Source organism: Candidatus Symbiopectobacterium sp. NZEC127 (genome assembly GCF_025962675.1).
In the GTDB taxonomy this organism is placed as follows: Bacteria; Pseudomonadota; Gammaproteobacteria; order Enterobacterales; family Enterobacteriaceae; genus Symbiopectobacterium.
On the sequence record NZ_JAGFPG010000001.1, the window covers coordinates 2,109,586 to 2,133,830 of the forward strand.

Below are 24,245 nucleotides of genomic sequence, written 5' to 3' on the forward strand. Positions count from 1 at the left end.
ATAAAAAGTCGCAATATCCAGACGACACCCATCAATCGTAAAGAATTAGGATATTGATTACGCCACACTGCTAAAAACATTAAATATCATGAAGTAAAATAAGGAAAAAAGGGAGAGAAACGGAGTGGCAGCGCATCCGGCACGGACAATGCGCTAGGCGGGAAGCCCTTTTAACACTACGCTTATCTTCATGAAAAACAGGGATATAACCATAGGACTTACGGCCAAAGGTGAATGTGCCATGATCAGAGATGTCAGCCAACACGCCTTGAAAAGTTTGAGTTGTTTTGCCGCCGTCACATTTTACTCAGCCAGTCAACTTTGCGTTAACGAATGTTTTATTAATGCTAACGCCATGAGCATTCTCTACTTTCTCTCCACAATAGCTAAGCCATTGTTTTTCATTCTTATTGGATATTTTGACAACATCGACAACCTGACAAAAAAAGAGGTCAGGATAAAAATAAAAAACGTGGTATTCATCATCGTCTTTTGGAATATTATCCTGTCATTGATTACATTCCAATATATTCAACAGGGATACATACTACAAAATGGAATAATGTTAACCATTGGCGTAATTTACATTATCTACCCCCTTATTATTAAAGCGATGCGTAATGTAAAAATGACATTGGCATTTTTTGCGAGCTTGTTCGCTATTATTTTTCTCTTCGATATATTCAGCCCATTAGATATGCGCGATGATCCACTCTTTATACACAGCTATTCATTTGTCTGGGTATGGGGGGGTTACTATCTTGTAGGAAGAATGCTGGGAACCTCTGCGGGCAGGTTGTTTACCCACCAGCCCGGCATCATCTGGCTGGCTCGCATGATGGTGGTGCCGGTAGGTATCTCGATGTTCTTTTACGAACGCTTTCTCTCAACCCACGCTCAAAATATTGTCACGCCGTGGCTGATGCTTGAGCATCTGCATCTGCTGACCATGTGTTTGGCATTATTCATTGTGTTTGAAAATATCACTATAAAAAACAAAATTATAACTCACGTCGTCGAGTTTATTGGCCCGGCAATGATCGGTGTCTATATTGTGCATTACAGTGTGTTCTATTTCATTAGCACACTCTATGACTTTAACTACGTCAACCTGAAATTTGTTCTGCTGGTCTTGGTGTTTATTGCATCAGTGCTGTTGTGCCGTTTGCTGCTGCTCAACAGGTTTACCGCCAAGATCATCTCTTTCTGACACCACAGGCGTCAAACGGCACTGTCGGCGGCGTAGCGCCGCCGACCGCTTAACGGTCTACCACCATTGATGAAAATGATGTACCGGCCCAATCCCCTGACCCACTTCCAGTGAATCTGCCGCCAGTAATGCATGCTGGAGGTAATGCTTCGCCGCTTGAACCGTATTTTCCCAATCGGGGTGCCGGGGGCGCAGTGCCGCCAGCGCCGCAGACAGCGTGCATCCTGTGCCGTGGGTGTGACGAGTCTTTACCCGTGGCGCGCAGAAACGTTGCGGTGCATGCCCACGTTGAAACAGCCAGTCCGGGCTCTCCGCGTCACTCAAATGGCCCCCCTTGATCAGCACCGCCCGGCACCCCATCTCCAGCAGCCCTTGCCCTTGTGCTTTCATCTCACTTTCTGTGGTTGCCGCATTGCACGCCAACAGCGCCGCCGCCTCCGGCAGATTAGGGGTTATCAGTGACACGCGCGGCAGCAGCGTCTCACGAATCGCGGCGACCGCTTCAGGCGCCAATAGCGGATCGCCGCTTTTCGCCAGCATCACCGTATCCAACACAATATAAGGTACGGCATAGCGTTGCAGGCGCTCGGCGACCGCTTCGACAATATCACTTTGCGCCAGCATGCCGATCTTCGCACTGTCGATACGCACATCGCTCAGCACGGAATCCAGTTGAGCCGCCACAAAATCAGGTTCAATACGATAAACCGACTGAACCCCCTGCGTATTCTGCGCCACCAGCGCAGTGATCACACTGGTGCCATAGGCGCTTAGGGCAGAAAACGTTTTCAGATCGGCCTGGATCCCTGCTCCACCGCTAGGATCGGTGCCTGCGATTGTTAACGCATTTATTCGGGGAACCTGCTCTTTCATAAGGTGCATGTCTGTGCCTCCTGGCGCAATAGCGCAAGCGCATCCAAAAACGCAGGCGTAAAACTGCCCGGCCCGTTGGCTTGCGCGGCGGCACGCTCCCCTGCCTGTGCCATTACGGCACAGGCTGTCGCAACCTGAGATAATCGGTCCGCACCGCGCGCACAGAATGCCGCAACGACGGCGGAGAGTGCGCACCCGGTACCCACCACGCGCGTCATCATCGGATGACCGCCCTTTACCGCCCAGACGCGCACACCGTCCGTGACGTAGTCCACCTCTCCCGTCACCGCCACCACCGTTGACCAACGCGCCGCCAGTTCGCGTGCGGCAGGGATGGCCGTGAAGGAAGCGTCCTGGCTATCAACGCCTCGGCCCTGCGAATTGACACCAGACAGCGCGATAATTTCCGAGGCATTGCCGCGAATCGCCGCCGGTTTGCAAGGCAGCAATTCGCGCACAAAATCGGTACGAAAGCGCAACCCGCCAACCGCGACGGGATCCAGCACCCAGGGCTTGTCCGCCTGGTTAGCGCTATGCACGGCGGCCAGCATCGCATCGGCACGCGTTGCTTCTAAGGTCCCCACGTTGATCAGAAGCGCATCGGCCAACGCGGCAAACTGTGCCGCCTCGCCCGGATCCACCACCATCGCAGGAGATGCACCGAGCGCCAGCAAGACATTGGCGGTAAAAGACTGGACCACATCGTTGGTCAGGCAATGGACTAACGGCGAAGCCGTTGAGAAATCGTGCAACGCTGCCGCCGCGTGGGCAGCAGAAAAATCGGTGGGCAGGTCGTTCATTATCACTCCCAACCGGCGTGTAAGAAGACGGTAGCCGATCGGAATACCGAGACTTCCCTACGCTGGCATTATCCAGATCAGGTGGTACGGGTATTTCTCAGCCTTCACAAAGAAGGGCACCCCGAGTCATCGCAACATCAATTTACTGTGTGACTGCCACAGCAAAACATATTCAGGATAATCATCAAACCACAGTGTGTAAATTGATTTGTATTCGCCTACCGTCAAAGGGCGGCTGCCTGACAGGGCATTCATTCGCCGCTGAATGAAAGGAACGCTAAACGGTACGGTTTTTCACTCGTTCCCCCCAGATCCCTTCGCCTGTGCGTATGCCACGCTGGCATTATATTCTTCCCTGTTACGCTTATACCCTTAAATAATTAGCGTTATGCGCAGGGAGAAAATGAGCGCGCCCCGATAAGTTGACACGGGTAAGGGATTAGGGATGTCAATGCCGCTAACAGACAACCCCGCTTAAGTATCGATTGATGAATTAATAAATAGCGGCAACCGCGAGGCGTTGCGTTATTAACCAGCTAACGATTAACGCTCCTGCTTTACCCACGCCGCCTGTTACGCATTTTTTTACATAAGGCGCTATAAAAAAATATTTCATGCCGACGTATCTGGTGTATATTGGAAAATCAAAAAATATCTTGTAAGCTAATAATGTCTCTTCTTTTTAAAGGAACACCATGATGAGTTTTGACGTGCTAAGTAATATTCGTTCTCTTCGCGCTCAGGCCCGAGATACCGATCTTGAAACCCTGGAAGAGCTGTTAAGCAAATTCACTGCAATTGTGGAAGAGCGCCGCGAAGAAGACAGCAAAATTCAGAAAGAGCAGGCAGAACGTTTGGCAAAACTGGATGCCATTCGTGCTCAGCTTCTTGAAGACGGTATTGATCCGGCTGAACTGCTGGAAAGCGTGAAATCCAAACCGGCCAAGACCAAACGCGATCCTCGTCCGGCGAAATATAAATATATTGATGAGAATGGCACCGAACAAACCTGGACCGGCCAAGGCCGTACGCCTAAAGCGATCCGTGAAGCCATTGATGGCGGAAGCAAAACGCTGGAAGATTTCGAGATTTAATTTGTTCTCTTCCTTGCCGTATTAGCGCGCATCACTTGTCTTGTTATGCATGGAGTAACGTTGTACTCCATGCATATCTTTTCTAATCCGCGATCGTTATCACCACCCGTGTTTCGCCGTCCTTAAGAAAAAGTTTTCATCCCCCAAGACCCGATTAAAAATGGCGAAAAATTAATACCGCAGGTGTATTAGCGTGCGTATCAATCAGGATCCGATTTTCTTTGATCGTTTGCAGCCAGCAAAAGAAGTGATATCCCTAAGGTGCAATGCTGCGATGAAAGACGGCTTCGATGTTATATCCATCAGGATCGCGCACAAATGCCGCATAATAATGGGCATGATACAGATCTCGAATTCCCGGCTTTCCGTTATCCTGTCCGCCCGCCGCGATTGCCGCATGATAAAAAGCATCTACAACGTCACGCGTCTCAGCACTAAATGCAAAATGCGTCGCCGGACAAGGTAATGCTTTTCCCTGATAGATCCAAAATTCGCCGCCCGGATCGCTGGACTTTCCATATCCTTCCAACACGCCAAAACTTATCGCATGATTAAAATCTTTGATCAGACGATAACCTAACGGTGCCAGTGCACTTTCATAAAACTGCCGACTGCGATCAATATCTGTCACCGGAACACTTAAATGATCTAACATTGAACGTTCCTTCTGTTATAAACATGAAACCGCTTGCCCATTGATGCTTCCTGTTTTCATCCTGAAAACAGATCTCGTTTAGCGAAAGCCTATGACAACGTTGCCGCATCGTAGCCTGAACCCGCCCTATCGGATGCTGACCCTGGTCAATATTAATGCAGGACAGCATAACGCGTTAATGCCGGAGAGTAGCGCTGTTGTCTTTTTGAAAAAAACGACACCGGACATTAATGCCGGCAACCGCCGCCAGAACGATCAGGGTTCCCGTCAACTGCCACCCATTCAATGGGCGATGCAACACCCAGGCATCGACTAAAATGGCTACCACCGGGTAGATAAAAGCGAGCCCGCCGACCACTATCGTCGGAATTTTTTGTACCGCACTATAAAGTAGCACTGACATCAGGCCAGTGTGCACAAAGCCAATCACTACCAGCAACCCCCAAACGTAGCTGACAGAGGATGCTGTAGGCAGCGAAACAAAAGGCAGCAGCATCACGCAGCCAACCCCTAACTGAATAAACACCATCAGGCAAGGAGATACATCGCGCAATGCCTTGGTAATCGCCGCTGTAATGGCGTAAAAAAAGGCGGCAGCCAATGCAAACCCTATCCCATAGACGTATTGGACAGAATCCTGATCCTGTTGCTGACCGCCCAACATAATCAGCGTCACACCGGAGAAGGCAATGACCATCCACCCGAGCTTATAACGTGTCAGTGTTTCATTGAACAACACCGCCCCTAGCGCAACCAAAATAAACGGCTGTACGTGATAGGTTATTGTTGCGACTGCAATAGAGGTCTGTGCGTACGCGATGAACAAACAAACCCAGTTAAGCGTCAGCGTAATGCCGCCTAAAACAACCGCGTAAAACTGCCTGCGCGACAGCATGCCTCGACGTAAAAGGCCTTGCGCAGCACAGACCAGCGCCATGGCTAACGCGCCGAAAGCGCAGCGCCAAAAGACCACCGTTAACGCGGGTAAGTCTGTGGCTAACACAAACCACCCCACCGTTCCTGAAATGACCATGGCGATCACCATCTTCAGCGATCCCGCCCCCCACTCAGCACGTTGATCGAATGCCATACCTATACCCCACACAATAAATAACATAACGAACGATTGTTCGACAAAAAGAACACGTGGTATAATGGCCATCTCAGTATTGACTGTCAAACAGAACGATCGTTTTTTATGGAGAACGATATGCAACCCTCGTCAACGCCGATCGGTATTCTCGCCATGGCGGTAAAACGTGAACGCGAGCGGATAGGTATTTCCGTCAGTGAATTGGCCAAACGTGCCGGTATCGCAAAATCTACGCTATCCCAATTGGAATCAGGCAGCGGTAATCCCAGCCTGGAAACGCTGTGGGCGCTGGCGATGGCGCTTGATGTGCAGGTAACGCAGTTGATTGCAGCACCCCAGCCCCGGGTACAGGTGATCCGTGCGCATGAGGGCGACATCGTAGCTGCTGAACAGGCACACTATTTTGTGACACTGCTCGCCGTCTGTCCGAGGGGGATGCAACGCGATATCTACCGCGTGACCGCGCAGCCGGGAAGTGTACGCCGTTCTATCCCTCATCAAACCGGTACGCTGGAACATGTCATGATCAGCAGTGGGCGCGCCCTGCTTGGACCTGAGGGGCATGAGATTACGCTTAACGCTGGTGACTACATCAGCTATGCCGCAGATGGGCCGCACACCTTCGAAGCATTGGAGAAGGATACTTGCGCGGTAATGATTATTGAGCACCCATAGCGAGGCGCTCTTCGCAGGGCGCATTGGCTAACGCACCGCGCCTTTCACCATCAGCGTTCTTGCTGCTGATCGACATTGTCAAAACCTAACCGGCCGATAAAAGGCAGCCGTAACGCCGGTGGATTCATATCGATGCCCAGGTTCATACCCAGCAGGTTCACTTCCAGGCCTTCTTCCAGCGCCAGCGTAACGCCCAGCGCCCCCAGAACCGAAATCTGAACGCCGCTGCCCGAGGGAGCCAACCCCACCGGGTTCACGATTGAGCGATAGTCTTTACCAATGGCGTTAGCCGGCATATCAAGCTGTAATGCAGGCACTTCACGACCGATGTGCGCGAGAAAGGTATTGCTGTTCGGTCCAGGCCAGGCACGATAGGTCTGCGGCCAGGGATAGCTTTTGATCGCGGCATCGATCTGCGGGATCATCGCCTGCGCCGCCTCACCGCGATGTTCAACCAGCAGTTTCGGCGTTGCACCGTACCAAAATCCGTCAGGTAGCGTGTAATTCAGGCGTACCACATTGTCGCTTCCCCAACTGATCACTTCATAGCGCCGGTAGCGCGTTTCTCCTTTGGCTTTCAGGATAATCCAAGGGTGAACCGCCACCAAACCACGCCAGCCGTAGGTCGGCGCCGCATACACCTGAACAATGGCGGTATCGCGCCAACGCATGGGATCGGGTGCGACGCCGGCGGAGTCACGCCGAGCGGACCACCATCCCTGGCCGCTCAGCGCTTCACCACCGCGCGTCGAGTGTGCCCAGCTTTGCCAGAATGACAGCAGCAATATGCTGACGATGGTCACACCTACGATCTTGGTAAACTTCATCAACCCCATCCCGTTAATGCCAGCAACAAATAACGCTTCATTGTTGCATCATCAAAGAAATCAAGGCGGTCAGCAATACCTTTCGCCGTAAAAACGTTCAGAGTGACCATGATGCCAAACCTGTGCCGAACATCAGGCAATATCAGTCACCCGCACAGGGCGGATGACGACTCAGCCGCCCCTCTCAGCGGCGATTATTCAGGTAGCGTGAAGGCCAGATCTCTTCCGGGCTCACGTTTATCGCTTGTGCGATAAGCCGCTCCCCCTTGGGCCAGCGCCGCGTTAGCGCATTCGCCAGCGTTGATGATGCCAACCCAGACGCCCGAGACAACGCCGCCAGCGATGTCCCCTTCCTTTTTATGGCAGCAATGATATCTGCTGGGTGCCAATCCTGTTTTTCCATGTACGCCTCCGGTTCGATGACTATGAGTCACTACGTTACCACAAAACTTTACCGTTGTGACTAATAGTCCGTGGACTGATAAGCATCAAAAAACAATGCTTACTCCATGAAAATACCCAATTCCATCAAAGCCCGTTTGGGGCAGCGCGTAAGATCACTCAGGTTGCAGGCTAATCTGTCGCAAGAAGCTTTTGCTGAAAAATGTGGGTTAGACCGCACATATCTCAGTGGTGTTGAACGCGGCGTGCGCAATCCTACGCTGGAAGTGCTCTATATCATCGCCGTTGGGTTTCAAATCGATCTGGTTACACTGTTTGCTTTTGACGATGACGCCCAAGCGCCATCATCTGTAGATCAATAGCGCGCAATGTCTGTGGCGATTATTCCTCGCCTGTTATTCATCAATTCTCCCCAATAGTCCCCTCGGTTCTGTTTTCCCCCTGCTGTGTGGAAAAAACAAATCTGTGCTATACCTTTATTATGTTTATCCCGGCACCTGATTTAATTCGTTAAATCCTAAGGAAACACAACAATGGCAACGCATTTACTGACGCTGTGGGATATATTGGTCACGGCATTTTCACTGTTCTTTTTTATTGCCTATCTCTTTATTCTTTTCCAGGTGGTATCCGACCTGTTTCGCGATCAGGAAGCCAGCGGCCTTTACAAAGCGGCGTGGATTGTTTTCTTACTTTTTATTCCGCTCCTTACCTCTCTCATCTACCTTATCGTGCGCGGCAAGGGCATGGCAGAGCGACATCGCGCGCAGGTGAAAAAATCAGTCTCAGCAACTAACGAATATATTCGTGAGGTCGCGGGGAAATCGCCCGCCGAGCACATATCAGAAGCTAAGAAGTTGTTAGATGATGGCATCATTACTGAAGAGGAATACCAAAAACTCAAAGCGAAAGCCCTGGCTTGATTGATAGAGATTAGCTACACGCCGATATTTATTCTTCTGCAACAGCGGAAAAGGGACGGCGATGGCGATAAAATGAAGTATAACTTTGTGACACTTTCTTACGCGGCAACGAGAGAGCGGCGTTTGCGGTTCTGTTTTAATCATCGTCTGGATGAAAACAACGTAACTATCGTGGATGATGGTTAGCAGGCTATACCGATGAACGCAAAAACACTCACAACGTTACTGTCTCTTTGCCCGGCATTTTTATTAAGCATCGCGCACGCAGCCGATCGTCGTCTGGTACAGGAACCCGCTTATCCGCAGCACATTTGTTCCACCCTGACGCCCGAACCGGGAAATAATCAGCAACGGATTCAGCAGGCCATCGAACGCTGCCCTGCGGGTCAAGCCGTGAAATTAATCGCCGCCAACGGCCACAATACCTTTCTAAGCGGCCCGCTGAGTATGCGTTCCGGCACTTGGCTGTGGGTAGATAAAGGTGCCGTGCTCGCGGCCTCCGCCAACCCCGCTGATTACGACAAAGTCAATGGAATGTGCGGCACGCTCAGCAACCAGAAGGGGCAATGCCAGCCTTTTATTCATATTGATAACGCACAGGGCGGCGGTATTGTCGGCGAGGGCACGATTGATGGAGGCGGCAATCAGATAATGGAAGGCAAAACTGAAACCTGGTGGCAGCTGGCGCGACGCGCGCAAAAGGAAGGGGGTAACCAGAACGTGCCTCGTCTGATTCAGGTGGATAACGCCAAAAATCTGACCTTTTATCACATCCGTCTAACCAACTCGCCTAACTTTCATCTGGTGCTGAATAAGGTACAAGGGATCACAGTGTGGGGAATTGTTATTGATACGCCAGCGGATGCGCGTAATACCGACGGTATCGATCCGGGTGCGGCAACCGATGTAACAATAGCTAAAAGCGTTATCCGCACCGGTGATGACAATATTGCGATTAAAGCAGGCAACAGCGGGCCAACGCGTTTTATCTCGATAGTAGATAACCACTTCTATTCCGGTCACGGCATGTCTCTCGGCAGTGAAACCAACAGCGGCATCAGCGATATTCTGATTAAAGATCTTACGCTGGATGGCACAACCTCAGGCATCAGAATTAAAAGTGATTCGAGTCGCGGTGGAATCGTCGAAAACGTCCACGTTGAGAATGTGTGTTTGCGCAATAATAAATGGCCGATTACGCTGGATACGGCTTATGAAGGCAAAAAGGGCAACCTTATTCCCTGGTATAAACATATTTCGCTGAAAAATGTGTCCGGGAACAGCGGCAAGGTGGTACTCAACGGCTATGACAGCGAGCATCCCCTTGATGTGACCTTTGACGCTGTAAAAATCGATAATCTTCAGGGCTGGCATCAACAGAACGCCATTGTCCGTGTGGCCGAAGGCGGCTTGACCCCAACGCCATCGACCATCGCCAACGCAACAGCGGTGAAAACGGCGTATGCCTGTGAAGGCAAATGGCTGCCTTTCCCGGCGATGCGCCAATAACCAAACCTGACAGAGCAACTCTGCCGTCGGCACAATCTGACGGCAGATTTATCTGACGCTCACCAACAGTTCATCGTTTTCAGTAAGCCGCCGCCAGGCATTTTCGACCTCAACAGGAATATCAACATGGCCGATAAAGCCAGCCCCTGCTGGCCCGTAGCCGGTTTCATCATCGCGCAGGCGTTTGACCTCACCGAATATCATGGAGATATAGCGTTCGAGCGTCCATATGCCCGCACGTTGTCCGCCAGTAATCATCAGGGAATCGCCCACGTTGACTAAACGCGGCACAAACACCGGCCAGTTGATAAATCGACCGGTTAAATTTTTCTGTCGCCAGCTGTGCTGAAAAGATTCGAAGGTTCTGCGCTGCATGAGCGGGTCCTGAACCAGCAATATCGTGGTGGGGAAAGATGACTGGGCCAACAGCCGGTCTCTGCTGAAATCCGCATTTTGACCACAGTTGGTCGAGCGGTTTTCTATCTCTATTTTTTCCCAGGGGATGGCAAAAACCTGATGCGCTATCTCGGCGAGAATATCCGCTTCCCCCTTCCCCTCGGTCTCAATGGCAGCCGTGAGCGGATCCTGTTTTACCGCCTGCTGTAGCAGCGCGGTGGAATGGCCGATCCCCCCGCTCAGTAACACAGGAACGCCGGTTTGCGCAGCAAAATCAAGCGCGCCGATAATGTTCGGCATGATGGCGTGACCCGCCAAAATCAGCAGGTCCGGGCTCAGACGTTCATGGTCGCCGAGATCGTCAAGGGCGAGCCAATCCGCCAGCGTATTCAAATCGCGAATGGCTTCATCAGAGATATGCATTGTGTTTTCTACCTTATCGAATGCACTGAAAGCGGCATCGTCGGCAACAAGATGATAATTTAAGACAGGGGTACTATAGACTATGACGGAGCTTGCCCAATGACAACGCCCATTAAAGAAACGGCCAGCAGAGATTGGGTTAATCTTCGTCGTGATGACGAAACCGGCATAGAGAGCTTACATGCCCATTTTCGCGGTCATGCCTATGATTCCCATGACCACGACGAAGTGTTAGTCGGGGTAACACAACAAGGGCTACAACAGTTTACCTGTCACCGTTCGATGCATACCAGTCATCCAGGGCGAGCCATCCTGATCGAACCGGGGGCTGTGCACGATGGGCATGCCGTACACGCTGAGGGGTTCACCTACGCCATGCTTTATCTCCCTCAGCGCTGGGCGACAGGTATGATGCAACAACGCGGGTTATCCGACGTGTCCGCATTGGAAGCCGCGTTTAAAAATACCCTGACGGACGATCCGAGGTTAATTTTTGCAATCCAACAGGCCTTTTTCGCCATCCATCACCACGAAGGCCGACTCGCTCGCGACCAGAGTCTGGATCATCTGCTTTCGCTACTCGCTCGACATGTTGTGACCCGGCCAGCGTCCGTTTCCAACGATTCTCTGCGCCAAATATACCAACTCAAAGATCATCTGCACGACAACATGCATCTGGATATCGGGCTAGATGAACTGGCTCGTCATTCGGGGATCGACCGGTTTCGCCTAAGCCGCCAATTCAAAAAAGCGTTCGGTCAATCTCCTCATGCTTATCTGGTTCGACTCCGTCTGCGCACCGCGCGCACCTTGCTTGCCATGGGAAATGAGCCCGCCAAGGTTGCCTCTCTGGTGGGCTTTTCGGATCAAAGTCATATGGGCCGCTGGTTTCAGCGTGCCTATCGGCTTTCTCCGGCCGCTTACCAACGCCAATGCACAAACGTTCTAGACGGAGGTCGCTCCCATCTCCGATGATTGCCAATGAAAGCAATAATCGGAGAGTGATGGCTGATGTTTGATACAAAAATCGTGTTTGTTGTGCGCAATGATTTACCCACTTGGCAGCGGTTAAACGTAGTGGCTTTTCTGGCGACAGGAATCGCCTCGGCTCACCCCGATATTATGGGATCACCTTATGTGGACGCGCAGGGGCACCATTATGGCAATATGTCTGGGCAGCCGATGCTTATTTTTGAAGCCGACCTCAGCGGACTGCAAACGGCGCATCGTAAAGGGCTTGAGCGTGAACTGATACTGATTCCTTACGTACACGCCATGTTCTCGACTGGCCATGACGATGCTAACCGAGCGGTATTTATGGCTGAAGATACTAATAACCTTAATCTTGTTGGCCTTGCAATGCGCGGTCCGAAAAAAACAGTGGATAAGGTAATAAAGGGACTATCGTTGCATCAATAAACCGCGATATATCCGATAAATAGCGGATGCCTCAGTAGTGAGGCACCGCTTTATTTCCTGGTGGTTTATATACAGTTTAATGAAATTCTCTCTCTGCGTTGTCCAAAAATGAGGTGTCATTACCTGAACAGGGTAGCGCCTTATCGTTTTGACACCCAAAGGACTATTATCTAAGCACAAATAGAGAGGAATGATTATGAACAATAACGTTATTGCCATCTCCAGATTCCAGGGAACCATTGAATGGGATAAAGTTAAAGAAGATGGTGTCAGCATGGCGTTTTCTCGCCTGGGAGAAGGTGAGACCTATATTGACCCAACGTTTTCTGAAAATTTCCGAAAATCCAGAGTGGCAGGCATCCCTTCTGGGGCCTGGCATATTTTCCGAGCCAAATCCAGCACGCCAGAAGCACAGGCAAGAACCATAGTAAACACGCTGAAAGAGGCAGGATTTACTAACAAAGATGCTTTTGCCTTTGAAGTCAATAATAAAGCCGGAAGTAACAAGACAGCCACCAAAAATGAAATGGCGAATAACCTCTTTAATCTGATACAGCGTATTATTGATTCAGACCTTCCTATCTGTACCAATAATTTATATATCAAAACTAATATTGACACCTGGAAGAACAGCGTTGCATGGGAATTGCATGATGATTTCTTTCAGAAAATAAAAATTTGGCCGGAACACTGGAGAACGCAACCGGACTATCCTGATACGCTTTACCCTTGGGGCAAAGGAAACTGGAGTTTCTGGGAATACTCATCTCAAGGGACGGTAAATGGCATTAATGGCAACGTCTTGATCAGTAAAATCAATCCGCTTCTCTAAGGCTTGAATCGCGAAACGCGCTAAAACCAGCGGAGAATATCGCAGGATATTCTCCGCTGAAGTCGATGAAGAGGATGTCATCGGGCTTAGCGCCACAACCCGGAGTGTAAGCATCCCGCTAAAACGAACCATTCACTTTAAAGATCTTTCGACACACTGGTTATGTCCCGTTCTAAAGAGCGCTAAACAGTAGATAAAGTCATAAAGGGGGCTGTAGCGGCATAAATAGTCTGTAAAACACTGGGCAAGGCACATACATGCATAGCGTGCGGTCGTGACGACAAGGCAAGGACAGCGAGCATTCCTTTATAGCACCACCTACAAGCCGATATAAAAGCGTAGCTAGGGCACTTTCATCAGTGCTTCACTTTTTAAATGCCTTAGCAAAATAAAAAGAAGCGATATTTGCAATTAAAATAAAATACTGACTATTTACTATTTGATGTCCTGGTCTATTTTCAAAGAGATAACCGAATATTGCAGAAATTCATGCAAAAATTTCTACTCAAAAGCGAGGGAGTACTCTCATGAATTTCCAACTTAAATATGCAAATAGCACATCACCAGATCCCGTCCAGGCTGTTGCCGATTTTGCCAGTAAGATTAGTCATGAAGATATCAATACGGTCATTTTTTTCTGTTCTCCTGACTACGATTTAAACATTTTAGGCAGAGAACTAAAAAAATCCTTTTCCTGCGCGTGTATAGGTTGCACAACTTCAGGGCAAATTGGTGCACAAGGGTTTCAACGTACAGGCTTAGTGGGGTTGGGCTTAAACAAAAATTTTAGCGCTCACACATTTACGATCCACCCTTTGGAGAACTATGCAGAAATAGCCGCTGAAATTGCTGAAGCTATTCACCATGATAGTAAAGATAGACCCGCACTTAACCGTTTTAGTCTGTTGCTGGTCGATGGCCTCTCAATGATTGAAGAGCGTCTGGTCGCAAGCCTTTATCAACAAATAGGTAATATTCCGATTATTGGCGGTTCTGCTGGCGATGACTTACGTTTTGAAAAAGCGCATGTCTATGATGGGGATGGTCATTTTATCTCTAACGCAGCTATATTTGCGGTCATTGAGACCAAATCGACGGTCGTCACGTTTAAAGTTCAGCATTTCAATCACAGCGAGATCGAATTGGTTATTACTGAGGCCGATCCAGAGAAACGACTTATCTTTGAGATAAACGGTGAACCAGCGGCACTTGCTTACGCGGAAGCCTTGGGGTTAACCGTATCTGAATTAACCCCAACCATCTTTTCCAGTAACCCGCTTGTGCTCTCCTTGGGCGACGATCCCTACGTTCGAGCCATCCAAAAATGGAATGCCGATTTTTCTCTTACCTGTTACTGCGCTATTGAAGAAGGGCTTATCGTTTCTATCGCTAAAGCGGAGGATCCTGTCCAAACGCTAGAACGGGCCTTCAACAAGGTTAAAGAGACGCTAGCGGACCCCGTCATTATCGGTTGTGATTGCATCCTGCGTCGCCTCCAATTTGAACAAGAAGGACTCGACCAACAGATTGCCAACATCATGGTGAAAAACCGCGTCGTAGGGTTTTCCACTTACGGTGAGCAATATAACGGATTGCATGTGAATCACACCTTCACCGGCATAGCCATTGGGGGATAGTGTGTTGAGCGAAAGAACCCATTCCACGCCCACGGTATCAGGCATGTCCAACGCTGAGTACGAACGTAAGCTGGCGGCCAGAGATAAAACGATCGATGTATTAAAGCGCCGTATCATTCGAGAGAAGGCACAAGAGCATGCAACACCTTTCGCTATTCTCAAACAAAACGTGCGCTTGGAAAAAGTCGTCTCTCATAAAACCTTGGCATTAGAAAATGAACGCGGTGAGTTGGAAAAAGCACTCAAAGAGCTACGGTTGGCTCAAGCGCAACTCCTTCAAGCACAAAAGATGGAATCCATTGGTCAACTCGCCGCAGGCATCGCCCACGAAATAAACACGCCTACGCAATATGTCTGCGATAATGTGGGCTTCGTGAAAACCGCCGCGTCGTCGCTTATTAGCCTACTGGAAACGACGCAAATACTGTTCGATGCCATACGAGAAAAATGTGCAGAAGAGCCCGCCGTGGCCGCATTCGACACAGCGCGTAAACAGTTGAAAGTGGATTTCTTGTGTCGGCAAATCCCTGGGGCGTTAGACGAATCCCTTGAAGGTCTTGCTCATATCGCAAAAATCGTCGCCGCCATGAAAGAATTTTCTTACCCTTCTCACAACGAAAAAGAGCAGGTGGATGTACGCGATATTATCAACACAACAGTTACCGTCGCACGCAACGAGTGGAAATACGTTGCTGAACTTGAGACTCATTTCGAGGATAACTTACCTCCTCTTCCCTGCCTGAGAGATGCCATTGGCCAGGCAATTTTAAATCTGGTCGTCAATGCCGCTCATGCGATTGCTGACACTATCCAGCAAACCGTTAAAGAAAAAGGCCATATCGCTATCTCTGCTGCTCGATGCGGTGAATACATGGAAATCCGTGTGCAAGACGATGGTACTGGTATTCCTGCTAGTATTCGTGACCGCATCTTCGATCCCTTTTTTACGACTAAGCCCGTAGGTAAAGGGACAGGCCAAGGCCTTGCTATTGTTTATTCAATTATTGTGGATAAACATCAAGGACAGATCCGGTGCGAGTCGGAAGAAGGTGTGGGTACAACATTTATCTTACTGCTGCCGCTTAACGCTCCCCCTGAGGACCCTCCTGCATGCAAGTGATGTTCGTCGACGACGAAAGCAGAGTGCTCTCCGGCATTGAACGCGCGCTGATGATGCAAAACATCGAATGGGAATGTCGATTTGCCAACAGTGGGCAACAGGCACTCTCCATGCTGGAAGAAAAACCGGCAGACGTCGTGATATCCGACATGCGCATGCCCTTTATGGATGGCGCTGAATTACTCTCACAAATACGTACACACTGGCCTGGTACCATACGAGTCATCCTGTCTGGCTATTCTGACCCGGATGCCACTGAACGTATGCTGGACGTCGCTCACCGCTTTGTCTCTAAACCCTGTGACAGCAATATGCTGATAGGCATGGTAAAAAACACGTTGTTACTGCGCGATATGCTTCAGGATCCCGCAGTCGTCAATATCATAGGTCATGCGAGTCACTTGCCAACAGCCTCAAGCGTGTTTGTCGAAATAGGTCATCTTCTCGCGCATTCTGACAGCGATACACGGCACATTACACGACTGCTAAGCAGTGACCCTGCTTTAAGCGCAAAAATTTTACAACTTGCCAACTCGACCTATTTCTCCAGAGGCAGCCACATAACGAATATCGCAAACGCCATCGGCCATTTGGGGTTGGATCACGTTAAGATTCTCATCCTTGCATCGCAAGTATTTTCAGACGCCAAAACAGATCCCCATATAGCGCAATTACAACAAAGCGCCCTGCTGGCCTCAACGTTAGCAGCCCAAATATCGGGTCATCAAAGTACTGCACAAGTCGCCGCACTGCTTGCCAATATCGCACAACTGATACCTGAAATCAGACAACACCATGGTCTGACAGCCACAACACGCAGTAACACCACCGTTAACGCAGCCGTAAGCGCCTATCTCTTGTCATTATGGGGATTGCCCCTAGATATTGTGGAAGCCGTTGCGTACCACGAGCAGCCCTCTCTCATCACAGACACTGAATTCTGTGTAGTCGGTGCCGTGCATGTCGCTGTTGCTCTCGCTAATAGCACCCCCCTTGACATGGACTATCTTGAACAAACCGGCATGCTTAGCAAGCAACCGTTATGGCAAAACATGCTCGCCCATATACAGGAATGCAATCATGACTGAAATAGCGCATCCCCGCGTGCTCTGTGTAGACGATGAACCCAATGTACTCTCAGCGATGGAACGAAATCTTTATGGTGAGTTTGACGTTACAACCGCACGCAGTGGTGAGGCAGGACTGGATGCCGTTCGTTGGGGAGCATCGTTTGCCGTGATCGTGTCAGATATGCGAATGCCTGGTATGGATGGCGCAACCTTCCTCGAAAAAGCACGAGAAATCGCCCCCGACAGTGTACGCATCCTCCTGACGGGTCAAGCTGATATTGAATCGTCTATCGCGGCAATCAACAAAGGCGCAATCTTTCGTTACCTTTGTAAACCTTGCTCGAAAGAAGAACTGGTTTTGGCACTCAACGATGCCGTTGGGCAGTATCAGCTTGTTCGTCTGGAAAAAGAATTATTAGAAACCACACTCAGCGCATCTGTAAAAACGATGACAGAAGTACTCGCTATGGTGGCCCCCTGGGCCTTCCAGCGCTCAGCCTTTGCCCAATCCGGCGTGCAACATGCGCTGAAAAAACTCGCGTGGCCTGATGAATGGATATACACCATCGCAGCGGCATTGAGCCAGATCGGCTGTGTTGGCATTCCAATCGATATCGTTCAAGCTGATGCAGCGCAACGCCCCCTTTCTGAAGAAGAAAAAAAACTGCTAGAAGAACATCCTAATGTTGCCGCTCGGTTAGTGACAAACATCCCGCGGCTTGAGAAGGTCGCCGATATTATCCGTTACCAAATGACAGCGGCTCCCGTCGATGCGCCTGTTGAAGTCATCAGGGGCGCACAACTGTTACACGCAACGCTACTGTTAGAACGCCATGCAGCCAGAGGGTTAAGTCTGGATCATCCGAGAGAAATTCTGCGTGGTGCACACCCCGCCATTCCTGAATACATCATTAAAAGTCTGACAGATTTTCGCGCTAATCTGGCGGGTATCCGCACGGTACGGATTGGTGAATTAAAAACCGGTTGGATAATTGATGAGGATATCCGTACCAACAATGATTTGATGGTGCTGACCAAAGGGCATGAACTCACCGATACCGCAATATCCGCATTGCAACGGCTCCTCAGTCTGGGCGCTATCGAAGAGCCTATTCAAGTTTGTGTCACCCGTGAGACTGAAACGCACTCGTGATGCGTTGAGGCAGTGTAGATAAGAGCGCTTAAAGTGCCCTTTTTTTACGACGGAGGCGTTGGTGCCTTAAATCACTCTCTCCTTTGCGTCCATTCATCAGGTAGTGTACCTCGCAGAGTACACGGTATCGGGAAAAGAACGCGGCAAGCGCGCCATGTAACTCATGAGCCCAAGTAAGGCGATCCATGCCAAGTTCAAAGAACTGACGTACTGCTGAGGCATCTTCACGGCGGTGGAAAACATCATTTCTCAACTCTCGGAGAGGATCGGCATGTTTCTTCATCATCCTTCCTAGCTTATCCGACATTGGGATGAGCTCTTTGAACGTTGCAGGCCGATTTTCTCCAAGCAAAAGGCGCATTTTAAGATCCCCAAATCCCTCGCAAGTGGCTCTTAAAAAACCAAGCCACGTCGAAAGATAGATCCGGTGGTTGACCTTTTCTCGTTGACTAAGGTAATTGTTTTTATCCCACTTTTTACTGAGCGACATATAATTTTCAAGCATAAGATCTGCTGCCTGGAAAGTATGAGCGTAAAGTGTGAAGACAGGATCTTGGTTACGACTTGGAAGCTCATCACCGGGAAGGCGTGAATCAATATCAATAGCAAACATACGAGGCTTGTTTGCCAGATAACACAGGTCATACCTTACACAAACTAACTCCCCCATAGAGAGTGCGTTCTTGAGACTCTCGGCAAGCTCAGTTTCACTAACAAAGCCATACGTTGCGAGTTCATTGCTGGCAAATTGGGAAAGCCACCATAAATTGAATCCCCCAATTTCCCCGTGTTCACCAAAATCGAAATCAATGCATCCCTGCTCAAAGCTCACTGCGCACCCAGCACCGTGTTTATAATATTCCCCACCGCCATCGAGCGTTCCACGAACAGGAATATCCATTTTAATCCAGTGATCACAACTGGATGGTAAAGGAATGCCTGACCGATACATTAATTGAACCGCAGCCATAACGTTTTTTTGAAAATCCGAAATCAAATGCGCGAGTCCATCATCCATATTTTCTCCGGCTATATCATAACGGTGTTACACCATAAATTTATTTCTGCATTAATGTGATTATTAATAATTGCGCGATGACAAACCATGATCAAAATAAAAAAGCCCTCAATGATGAGGGCTTAGCGATGTTTTACTGCTTTTACGTGCCGGCTGTTGCCAGACGCGAAATCATTCCCACTCAATCGTAGCAGGCGGCTTGCCCGACACGTCATACACTACGCGGGAAATGCCATCGACTTCGTTGATGATGCGGTTGGAAACGCGACCCAGGAAGTCATAAGGCAGGTGTGCCCAGTGTGCAGTCATAAAGTCAATGGTTTCGACGGCACGCAGAGAGACCACCCAGTCGTATTTACGACCGTCGCCCATCACGCCGACCGAACGCACCGGCAGGAACACGGTAAACGCCTGACTTACCTTATGGTACAGATCGGCATTGTGCAGTTCTTCGATGAAGATCGCATCGGCACGGCGCAGCAGATCGCAGTACTCTTTCTTCACTTCGCCCAGCACGCGCACACCAAGGCCCGGACCGGGGAACGGGTGACGGTACAGCATGTTGTACGGCAAGCCCAGTTCGAGACCAATTTTACGCACTTCGTCTTTAAACAGTTCTTTCAGCGGTTCAACCAGACCCAGCTTCATCTCTTTCGGCAAGCCACCCACGTTATGGTGAGACTTGATGACGTGCGCTTTGCCGGTCTTGGACGCCGCAGATTCAATCACGTCAGGGTAAATGGTGCCCTGCGCCAGCCATTTCACCTCGGCTTGCTTACTCGCTTCTTCATCGAACACTTCGACAAACACGCGACCAATGATTTTGCGTTTAGCTTCCGGATCGTTTTCACCGGCCAATTCAGACAGGAAACGCTCTTCCGCAGCCACGTGTACGATATTCAGACCGAAGTGATCGCCGAACATTTCCAGCACCTGATCCGCTTCGTTCAAACGCAGCAGGCCGTTATCCACGAACACACAGGTCAAACGATCGCCAATGGCACGGTGCAGCAGCATCGCGGTAACGGAGGAATCGACACCACCGGAAAGGCCCAGGATCACGCGATCGTTACCAATCTGTTCGCGCAGGCGCACTATCGCATCATCAATGATTTTTGCCGGTGTCCAGAGCGCATCACAGTGGCAGATGTCGCGCACAAAGCGTTCCAACATGCGCTGTCCCTGACGGGTATGCGTCACTTCCGGGTGGAACTGTACACCGTAAAAACGTTTCTCTTCGTTCGCCATAATGGCAAACGGGCAGGTATCGGTGCTGGCAACGGTAACAAAATCAGACGGAATGGCTGTCACTTTATCGCCGTGACTCATCCATACGTCGAGCAACGGCGCACCGCTTTCACTCAGCGTATCCTGAATATCACGCAGCAACGCGCTTTCCACTTTGATTTCAACCTGGGCATAACCAAACTCGCGCTCGCTGGAGCTTTCCACACGTCCACCCAGCTGCATTGCCATGGTTTGCATGCCGTAGCACACGCCCAATACCGGTACACCGGCCTGGAACACATATTCCGGCGCGCGCGGACTGTTGTGCTCGGTGGTGCTTTCCGGGCCACCGGAGAGGATGATGCCGTTCGGGTTAAATTCGCGAATCTGTGCTTCGGTAACGTCCCATGCCCAGAGCTCGCAATAAACGCCCAGTTCACGCACGCGGCGCGCGACCAGTTGCGTGTACTGCGAACCAAAATCCAGAATGAGTATGCGGTGTTGATGAATATTTTCTGTCATGAGAGGCGTATTCCAAAATACGTAAGAAGCAAAAAATAAGAGAACCCGGCGAAGTTTACCGGGTTTCTGTCAAATCAGCCATCACATCGGCAGATTGGCCTGCGGGCCAAATCAACCCATCCGATAGTTCGGAGATTCCTTGGTGATGGTCACATCGTGCACGTGGCTTTCCTGAATGCCTGCACCGCTGATGCGGACAAATTCGGCCTGAGTGCGCAATGCGTCAATGGTGCCGCAACCGGTCAAGCCCATGCAGGAACGCAGGCCACCCATCTGCTGATGCACGATCTCTTTCAGGCGGCCTTTGTAAGCTACGCGCCCTTCGATCCCTTCCGGCACCAGTTTATCCGCTGCATTATCGCTCTGGAAATAACGGTCAGAAGAGCCTTTGGACATGGCACCCAGCGAGCCCATCCCACGGTAAGATTTAAAGGAACGGCCTTGATACAGCTCGATCTCGCCCGGCGATTCTTCTGTCCCTGCCAGCATCGAACCTACCATCACACAGGCGGCACCGGCAGCGATGGCTTTGGCGATATCACCGGAGAAACGGATGCCACCATCGGCGATAACCGGAATGCCTGTGCCTTCAAGCGCTTCTACCGCGTCGGAAATCGCGGTGATCTGCGGTACACCCACGCCGGTAACGATACGGGTGGTACAAATAGAGCCAGGGCCAATACCGACTTTCACTGCGCTCACGCCCGCGTCAGCCAGCGCTTTGGCGCCGGCACCAGTGGCAACGTTACCGCCGATGATTTGCAGATCGGGGTATTTGGCACGGGTCTCACGAATGCGCTGTAACACGCCCTCAGAGTGGCCGTGCGAGGAGTCGATCAGCAGCACGTCAACACCGGCAGCAACCAGCGCATCGACGCGCTCTTCATTGCCCGCACCCGCGCCAACCGCCGCGCCGACGCGCAGGCGACCGTGTTCGTCTTTACAGGCGTTAGGTTTACGCTCTGCTTTCTGGAAGTCTTTCACGGTGATCATGCCGAGCAGATGGAAGCTGTCATCCACCACCAGCGCTTTCTCAACGCGTTTCTCGTGCATTTTTTGCAGCACCACGTCACGCGCTTCACCTTCACGCACCGTTACCAGCCGGTCTTTCGGCGTCATCACGGCGCTCACCGGGCGTTCCAAATCGGTCACAAAACGCACGTCACGACCGGTGATAATGCCGACCAGTTCGTTATCGTCGGTCACTACCGGGTAACCGGCAAAACCGTTACGCTCGGTCAGCGCTTTGACCTCACGCAGCGTGGTGGTTGGCGTCACGGTTTGCGGATCGACAACCACGCCGCTTTCATGACGCTTCACACGGCTGACTTCTTCCGCCTGGCGTTCAATCGACATGTTTTTATGGATGAAACCGATGCCGCCTTCCTGCGCCAGTGCGATAGCCAAACCGGATTCCGTCACGGTATCCATGGCAGCAGAGAGCATAGGAATATTCAGGCGAATCGTTTTTGTGAGCTGAGTGGTGAGATCGGCAGTGTTCGGCAGAACGGTCGAGTGAGCTGGGATCAGGAGGACGTCATCAAACGTCAGTGCTTCTTTGGCAATACGTAGCATGGGCAATATCTCATGTGGGGATGCGATAAAATATTGCCGTGGCATTATACAGAGCGTAATCGGTTGCCTCCAGCTTTTTTTATAAAAAAACTTGATTAACCTTTCAGGCAAGGTAGTATCGGTTAATTAACCCTCTGTTTTAAAATTTGATCTCGCTCACTAAATCGGGTTAGCCAACGCCATGTCCCAAGCGCCTTCATCCGCTATTTTTACCGTCAGCCGCCTCAATCAAACCGTCCGGCAACTGTTGGAAATGGAAATGGGGCAAATTTGGCTGTGCGGCGAGATATCCAATTTCTCCCAGCCCGCGTCAGGCCACTGGTACTTTACCCTGAAAGATGAGCGCGCCCAGGTGCGCTGCGCTATGTTTCGCACCAGCAATCGTCGCGTGACGTTTCGCCCGCAAAACGGACAGCAGGTGCTGCTGCGCGCCACGATTACCCTGTACGAGCCGCGCGGTGATTACCAACTGCTGGCAGAGAGCATGCAACCCGCAGGCGATGGCCTGTTGCAACAGCAGTTCGAACAGCTTAAGCAGCGGTTAGCGTCAGAAGGGTTGTTCGATCAGTCGTTCAAGCAGGCGCTCCCCCGCCCCGCCAACAGCGTCGGCGTGATTACTTCACCCAGCGGCGCGGCGCTGCACGATATTCTGCATGTGCTACAGCGGCGCGATCCGGCACTGCCTGTGGTGATTTATCCGAGTCAGGTGCAGGGCGAAGAGGCCCCGGTGCAGATTGTTCGCGCCATTCAGCTTGCCAACCAGCGGCAGGAGTGTGATGTACTGATCGTCGGGCGCGGCGGCGGTTCGCTGGAAGACCTCTGGAGCTTTAACGATGAACGGGTGGCGAGAGCCATCTTCGCCAGTCGTATTCCTATCGTGAGCGCGGTCGGCCATGAAACCGACGTCACCATTGCCGACTTCGTGGCGGACTTACGCGCCCCCACCCCGTCGGCAGCGGCAGAGTTGGTCAGTCGCGATCGCAACGAACTGCTGCGCCAACTACAGGCACAGCGTCAGCGGCTGGAGATGGCGATGGACTATTCACTGGCCCAGCGCCAGCGTGATTTCTCCCGGCTCTACCACCGTTTGCAGCAACAGCATCCACAGTTACGGTTGGCGCGCCAGCTTAACCAATTGATCACCCTGCGTCGCAGGCTCGATGAAAGTATGCAACAGCAACTTCGTCGCGCGACCCTGCGCAGTGAACGGTTGCAGCAGCGACTGACGCAGCAGCAGCCGCTGTCACGCATTCACCGTGCGCAGCAACACCTGCAACAGATGCAGTATCAATTGCAGCGGCTAATCACCCGGCAACTGAGTGAGAATAAACAGCGGTTAGGTGAGGTCTGTTCCCATCTGGAAGGGGTCAGCCCGTTAAAAACGCTGGCTCGCGGCTATAACGTGACCACCACGCTCTCCGGGCAGGTTCTACGCGCTACAGCTCAGGCCGCACCCGGCGACACGCTAAAAACCCGGTTACAGGACGGCTGGGTTGAAAGCCAGGTTACGCAGGTCACGCCGGATGCCAAGAAACGCGCACGCAGGAAATCGCCTTAGCTATTCCTGCACCGGAAGGTAACGGAACAGCACGCGTTGGCGTGAAATCAAACCGTGGCCGCGCTGACAGAAATAACTCACCGAACCACAGGCAGATAAGGTTTGCAGAGGCTGTTGACATTCCGGGCAATGTGCGTGTTGCTGAAAATGTTGATGGCATTGCGAACACTGAAACTGGCTTGCCTTCAGCCAGTGCAGGGTGTGTTGGCAATGCGGGCACAGAATCTCCATGAG

Annotated in this window: 25 protein-coding genes and 1 riboswitch; of the genes, 14 read left to right on the forward strand and 11 right to left on the reverse strand. The window is 51.0% G+C overall.

Annotated elements, in window-relative coordinates; genetic code table 11:
• Positions 1 to 241 precede the first annotated feature (241 nt).
• Complete coding sequence (locus tag J5069_RS09670; protein WP_264643599.1) at positions 242 to 1,210, forward strand: acyltransferase family protein; 969 nt, start codon at positions 242 to 244, stop codon at positions 1,208 to 1,210.
• 57 nt (positions 1,211 to 1,267) lie between these two features.
• Here the strand turns inward: J5069_RS09670 and thiD are convergent, their stop codons facing one another.
• A complete protein-coding gene (gene thiD, locus J5069_RS09675) occupies positions 1,268 to 2,083 on the reverse strand; it encodes a bifunctional hydroxymethylpyrimidine kinase/phosphomethylpyrimidine kinase (RefSeq protein WP_264643786.1) in 816 nt (271 codons plus the stop codon).
• Positions 2,080 to 2,883, reverse strand: a complete 804-nt coding sequence (gene thiM / locus J5069_RS09680; RefSeq protein ID WP_264643600.1) for a hydroxyethylthiazole kinase — start codon at positions 2,881 to 2,883, stop codon at positions 2,080 to 2,082. Before thiM ends, thiD begins: the two co-directional genes overlap by 4 nt.
• 37 nt (positions 2,884 to 2,920) lie before the next feature.
• A riboswitch (TPP riboswitch) is annotated at positions 2,921 to 3,017 on the reverse strand.
• Positions 3,018 to 3,578: 561 nt separating this feature from the next.
• Between thiM and J5069_RS09685 the strand changes: the two genes are divergently transcribed.
• Positions 3,579 to 3,977, forward strand: a complete 399-nt coding sequence (locus J5069_RS09685) for an H-NS family nucleoid-associated regulatory protein (protein ID WP_264643601.1) — start codon at positions 3,579 to 3,581, stop codon at positions 3,975 to 3,977.
• A 256-nt stretch (positions 3,978 to 4,233) separates the two neighbouring features.
• On the opposite strand, the gene J5069_RS09690 is transcribed toward J5069_RS09685, so the two are convergent.
• Entirely contained in the window at positions 4,234 to 4,632 is a 399-nt protein-coding gene (locus J5069_RS09690) for a VOC family protein (RefSeq protein WP_264643602.1), read from the reverse strand.
• A 175-nt stretch (positions 4,633 to 4,807) separates the two neighbouring features.
• Positions 4,808 to 5,722, reverse strand: a complete 915-nt coding sequence (locus J5069_RS09695) for a DMT family transporter (RefSeq protein WP_264643603.1) — start codon at positions 5,720 to 5,722, stop codon at positions 4,808 to 4,810.
• A 120-nt stretch (positions 5,723 to 5,842) separates the two neighbouring features.
• On the opposite strand from J5069_RS09695, the gene J5069_RS09700 reads away from it, so the two are divergent.
• The gene (locus J5069_RS09700; protein WP_264643604.1) at positions 5,843 to 6,400 is read left to right on the forward strand and encodes a helix-turn-helix domain-containing protein; all 558 of its coding nucleotides are present in this window, start codon (positions 5,843 to 5,845) and stop codon (positions 6,398 to 6,400) included.
• Positions 6,401 to 6,450: 50 nt separating this feature from the next.
• On the opposite strand, the gene J5069_RS09705 is transcribed toward J5069_RS09700, so the two are convergent.
• Positions 6,451 to 7,227, reverse strand: coding sequence for a DUF3750 domain-containing protein (locus J5069_RS09705; protein ID WP_264643605.1), 777 nt, complete (start codon positions 7,225 to 7,227; stop codon positions 6,451 to 6,453).
• A 184-nt stretch (positions 7,228 to 7,411) separates the two neighbouring features.
• Complete coding sequence (locus J5069_RS09710) at positions 7,412 to 7,630, reverse strand: helix-turn-helix domain-containing protein (protein ID WP_264643606.1); 219 nt, start codon at positions 7,628 to 7,630, stop codon at positions 7,412 to 7,414.
• Positions 7,631 to 7,736: 106 nt separating this feature from the next.
• Between J5069_RS09710 and J5069_RS09715 the strand changes: the two genes are divergently transcribed.
• The 3 genes from J5069_RS09715 to J5069_RS09725 all read left to right on the forward strand — a co-directional run bounded on the left by J5069_RS09715 (position 7,737) and on the right by J5069_RS09725 (position 10,061).
• Positions 7,737 to 7,991, forward strand: a complete 255-nt coding sequence (locus tag J5069_RS09715; RefSeq protein ID WP_264629206.1) for a helix-turn-helix domain-containing protein — start codon at positions 7,737 to 7,739, stop codon at positions 7,989 to 7,991.
• 171 nt (positions 7,992 to 8,162) lie between these two features.
• Positions 8,163 to 8,552, forward strand: a complete 390-nt coding sequence (locus tag J5069_RS09720; protein WP_264643607.1) for an SHOCT domain-containing protein — start codon at positions 8,163 to 8,165, stop codon at positions 8,550 to 8,552.
• Positions 8,553 to 8,750: 198 nt separating this feature from the next.
• Entirely contained in the window at positions 8,751 to 10,061 is a 1,311-nt protein-coding gene (locus tag J5069_RS09725; protein ID WP_264643608.1) for a glycoside hydrolase family 28 protein, read from the forward strand.
• Positions 10,062 to 10,109: 48 nt separating this feature from the next.
• Here J5069_RS09725 and J5069_RS09730 read toward each other — a convergent pair whose 3' ends face one another.
• Positions 10,110 to 10,880, reverse strand: coding sequence for a YdcF family protein (locus tag J5069_RS09730; RefSeq protein WP_264643609.1), 771 nt, complete (start codon positions 10,878 to 10,880; stop codon positions 10,110 to 10,112).
• Positions 10,881 to 10,979: 99 nt separating this feature from the next.
• Between J5069_RS09730 and J5069_RS09735 the strand changes: the two genes are divergently transcribed.
• From J5069_RS09735 to J5069_RS09765, 7 genes are all read left to right on the forward strand, one after another.
• Positions 10,980 to 11,855 carry an AraC family transcriptional regulator gene (locus tag J5069_RS09735; RefSeq protein ID WP_264643610.1) on the forward strand — a complete coding sequence of 292 codons (876 nt, stop codon included), beginning with the start codon at positions 10,980 to 10,982 and terminating at the stop codon, positions 11,853 to 11,855.
• 36 nt (positions 11,856 to 11,891) lie between these two features.
• The gene (locus tag J5069_RS09740) at positions 11,892 to 12,299 is read left to right on the forward strand and encodes a DUF2000 domain-containing protein (protein ID WP_264628323.1); all 408 of its coding nucleotides are present in this window, start codon (positions 11,892 to 11,894) and stop codon (positions 12,297 to 12,299) included.
• Between the two features lie 196 nt (positions 12,300 to 12,495).
• Complete coding sequence (locus J5069_RS09745; RefSeq protein WP_264643611.1) at positions 12,496 to 13,131, forward strand: glycoside hydrolase family 25 protein; 636 nt, start codon at positions 12,496 to 12,498, stop codon at positions 13,129 to 13,131.
• Positions 13,132 to 13,658: 527 nt separating this feature from the next.
• Positions 13,659 to 14,768, forward strand: a complete 1,110-nt coding sequence (locus J5069_RS09750; protein ID WP_264643612.1) for an FIST N-terminal domain-containing protein — start codon at positions 13,659 to 13,661, stop codon at positions 14,766 to 14,768.
• Between the two features lie 43 nt (positions 14,769 to 14,811).
• On the forward strand, positions 14,812 to 15,888 hold the full coding sequence (locus tag J5069_RS09755) for a sensor histidine kinase (RefSeq protein WP_264643613.1): 1,077 nt from the start codon (positions 14,812 to 14,814) through the stop codon (positions 15,886 to 15,888).
• A complete protein-coding gene (locus J5069_RS09760; RefSeq protein WP_264643614.1) occupies positions 15,879 to 16,976 on the forward strand; it encodes a response regulator in 1,098 nt (365 codons plus the stop codon). The genes J5069_RS09755 and J5069_RS09760 overlap by 10 nt, the downstream gene beginning before the upstream one ends.
• Complete coding sequence (locus J5069_RS09765) at positions 16,969 to 18,111, forward strand: response regulator (protein ID WP_264643615.1); 1,143 nt, start codon at positions 16,969 to 16,971, stop codon at positions 18,109 to 18,111. Before J5069_RS09760 ends, J5069_RS09765 begins: the two co-directional genes overlap by 8 nt.
• A gap of 28 nt (positions 18,112 to 18,139) precedes the next feature.
• On the opposite strand, the gene J5069_RS09770 is transcribed toward J5069_RS09765, so the two are convergent.
• The 3 genes from J5069_RS09770 to guaB form a co-directional block, all read right to left on the reverse strand.
• Positions 18,140 to 19,129, reverse strand: coding sequence for a DUF6896 domain-containing protein (locus J5069_RS09770; RefSeq protein ID WP_264643616.1), 990 nt, complete (start codon positions 19,127 to 19,129; stop codon positions 18,140 to 18,142).
• Between the two features lie 171 nt (positions 19,130 to 19,300).
• Positions 19,301 to 20,878 (reverse strand): glutamine-hydrolyzing GMP synthase, encoded by a 1,578-nt coding sequence (gene guaA, locus J5069_RS09775; protein WP_264643617.1) that lies wholly within the window; start codon positions 20,876 to 20,878, stop codon positions 19,301 to 19,303.
• 111 nt (positions 20,879 to 20,989) lie between these two features.
• Entirely contained in the window at positions 20,990 to 22,453 is a 1,464-nt protein-coding gene (guaB, locus tag J5069_RS09780) for an IMP dehydrogenase (RefSeq protein WP_264643618.1), read from the reverse strand.
• A 181-nt stretch (positions 22,454 to 22,634) separates the two neighbouring features.
• Between guaB and xseA the strand changes: the two genes are divergently transcribed.
• Positions 22,635 to 24,011: an exodeoxyribonuclease VII large subunit gene (xseA, locus tag J5069_RS09785; RefSeq protein WP_264643619.1), complete on the forward strand. Its 1,377-nt coding sequence runs from the start codon at positions 22,635 to 22,637 to the stop codon at positions 24,009 to 24,011.
• Here xseA and J5069_RS09790 read toward each other — a convergent pair whose 3' ends face one another.
• On the reverse strand, positions 24,012 to 24,242 hold the full coding sequence (locus J5069_RS09790) for a zinc ribbon domain-containing protein (protein ID WP_264643620.1): 231 nt from the start codon (positions 24,240 to 24,242) through the stop codon (positions 24,012 to 24,014).
• Positions 24,243 to 24,245 lie beyond the last annotated feature (3 nt).

Bases quoted from the DNA above. Each gene is read 5' to 3' on its own strand.
- J5069_RS09725 (WP_264643608.1), top strand. From the start codon at position 8,751: ATGAACGCAAAAACACTCACAACGTTACTGTCTCTTTGCCCGGCATTT.
- J5069_RS09745 (WP_264643611.1), top strand. From the start codon at position 12,496: ATGAACAATAACGTTATTGCCATCTCCAGATTCCAGGGAACCATTGAA.
- J5069_RS09670 (WP_264643599.1), top strand. From the start codon at position 242: ATGATCAGAGATGTCAGCCAACACGCCTTGAAAAGTTTGAGTTGTTTT.
- J5069_RS09720 (WP_264643607.1), top strand. From the start codon at position 8,163: ATGGCAACGCATTTACTGACGCTGTGGGATATATTGGTCACGGCATTT.
- J5069_RS09730 (WP_264643609.1), bottom strand. From the start codon at position 10,880: ATGCATATCTCTGATGAAGCCATTCGCGATTTGAATACGCTGGCGGAT.
- guaB (WP_264643618.1), bottom strand. From the start codon at position 22,453: ATGCTACGTATTGCCAAAGAAGCACTGACGTTTGATGACGTCCTCCTG.
- J5069_RS09700 (WP_264643604.1), top strand. From the start codon at position 5,843: ATGCAACCCTCGTCAACGCCGATCGGTATTCTCGCCATGGCGGTAAAA.
- J5069_RS09690 (WP_264643602.1), bottom strand. From the start codon at position 4,632: ATGTTAGATCATTTAAGTGTTCCGGTGACAGATATTGATCGCAGTCGG.
- guaA (WP_264643617.1), bottom strand. From the start codon at position 20,878: ATGACAGAAAATATTCATCAACACCGCATACTCATTCTGGATTTTGGT.
- J5069_RS09790 (WP_264643620.1), bottom strand. From the start codon at position 24,242: ATGGAGATTCTGTGCCCGCATTGCCAACACACCCTGCACTGGCTGAAG.
- J5069_RS09770 (WP_264643616.1), bottom strand. From the start codon at position 19,129: ATGGATGATGGACTCGCGCATTTGATTTCGGATTTTCAAAAAAACGTT.
- J5069_RS09760 (WP_264643614.1), top strand. From the start codon at position 15,879: ATGCAAGTGATGTTCGTCGACGACGAAAGCAGAGTGCTCTCCGGCATT.
- J5069_RS09740 (WP_264628323.1), top strand. From the start codon at position 11,892: ATGTTTGATACAAAAATCGTGTTTGTTGTGCGCAATGATTTACCCACT.
- J5069_RS09765 (WP_264643615.1), top strand. From the start codon at position 16,969: ATGACTGAAATAGCGCATCCCCGCGTGCTCTGTGTAGACGATGAACCC.
- J5069_RS09750 (WP_264643612.1), top strand. From the start codon at position 13,659: ATGAATTTCCAACTTAAATATGCAAATAGCACATCACCAGATCCCGTC.
- J5069_RS09715 (WP_264629206.1), top strand. From the start codon at position 7,737: ATGAAAATACCCAATTCCATCAAAGCCCGTTTGGGGCAGCGCGTAAGA.
- thiD (WP_264643786.1), bottom strand. From the start codon at position 2,083: ATGAAAGAGCAGGTTCCCCGAATAAATGCGTTAACAATCGCAGGCACC.
- J5069_RS09695 (WP_264643603.1), bottom strand. From the start codon at position 5,722: ATGGCATTCGATCAACGTGCTGAGTGGGGGGCGGGATCGCTGAAGATG.
- J5069_RS09685 (WP_264643601.1), top strand. From the start codon at position 3,579: ATGATGAGTTTTGACGTGCTAAGTAATATTCGTTCTCTTCGCGCTCAG.
- J5069_RS09735 (WP_264643610.1), top strand. From the start codon at position 10,980: ATGACAACGCCCATTAAAGAAACGGCCAGCAGAGATTGGGTTAATCTT.
- thiM (WP_264643600.1), bottom strand. From the start codon at position 2,883: ATGAACGACCTGCCCACCGATTTTTCTGCTGCCCACGCGGCGGCAGCG.
- J5069_RS09705 (WP_264643605.1), bottom strand. From the start codon at position 7,227: ATGAAGTTTACCAAGATCGTAGGTGTGACCATCGTCAGCATATTGCTG.
- J5069_RS09710 (WP_264643606.1), bottom strand. From the start codon at position 7,630: ATGGAAAAACAGGATTGGCACCCAGCAGATATCATTGCTGCCATAAAA.
- xseA (WP_264643619.1), top strand. From the start codon at position 22,635: ATGTCCCAAGCGCCTTCATCCGCTATTTTTACCGTCAGCCGCCTCAAT.
- J5069_RS09755 (WP_264643613.1), top strand. From the start codon at position 14,812: ATGTCCAACGCTGAGTACGAACGTAAGCTGGCGGCCAGAGATAAAACG.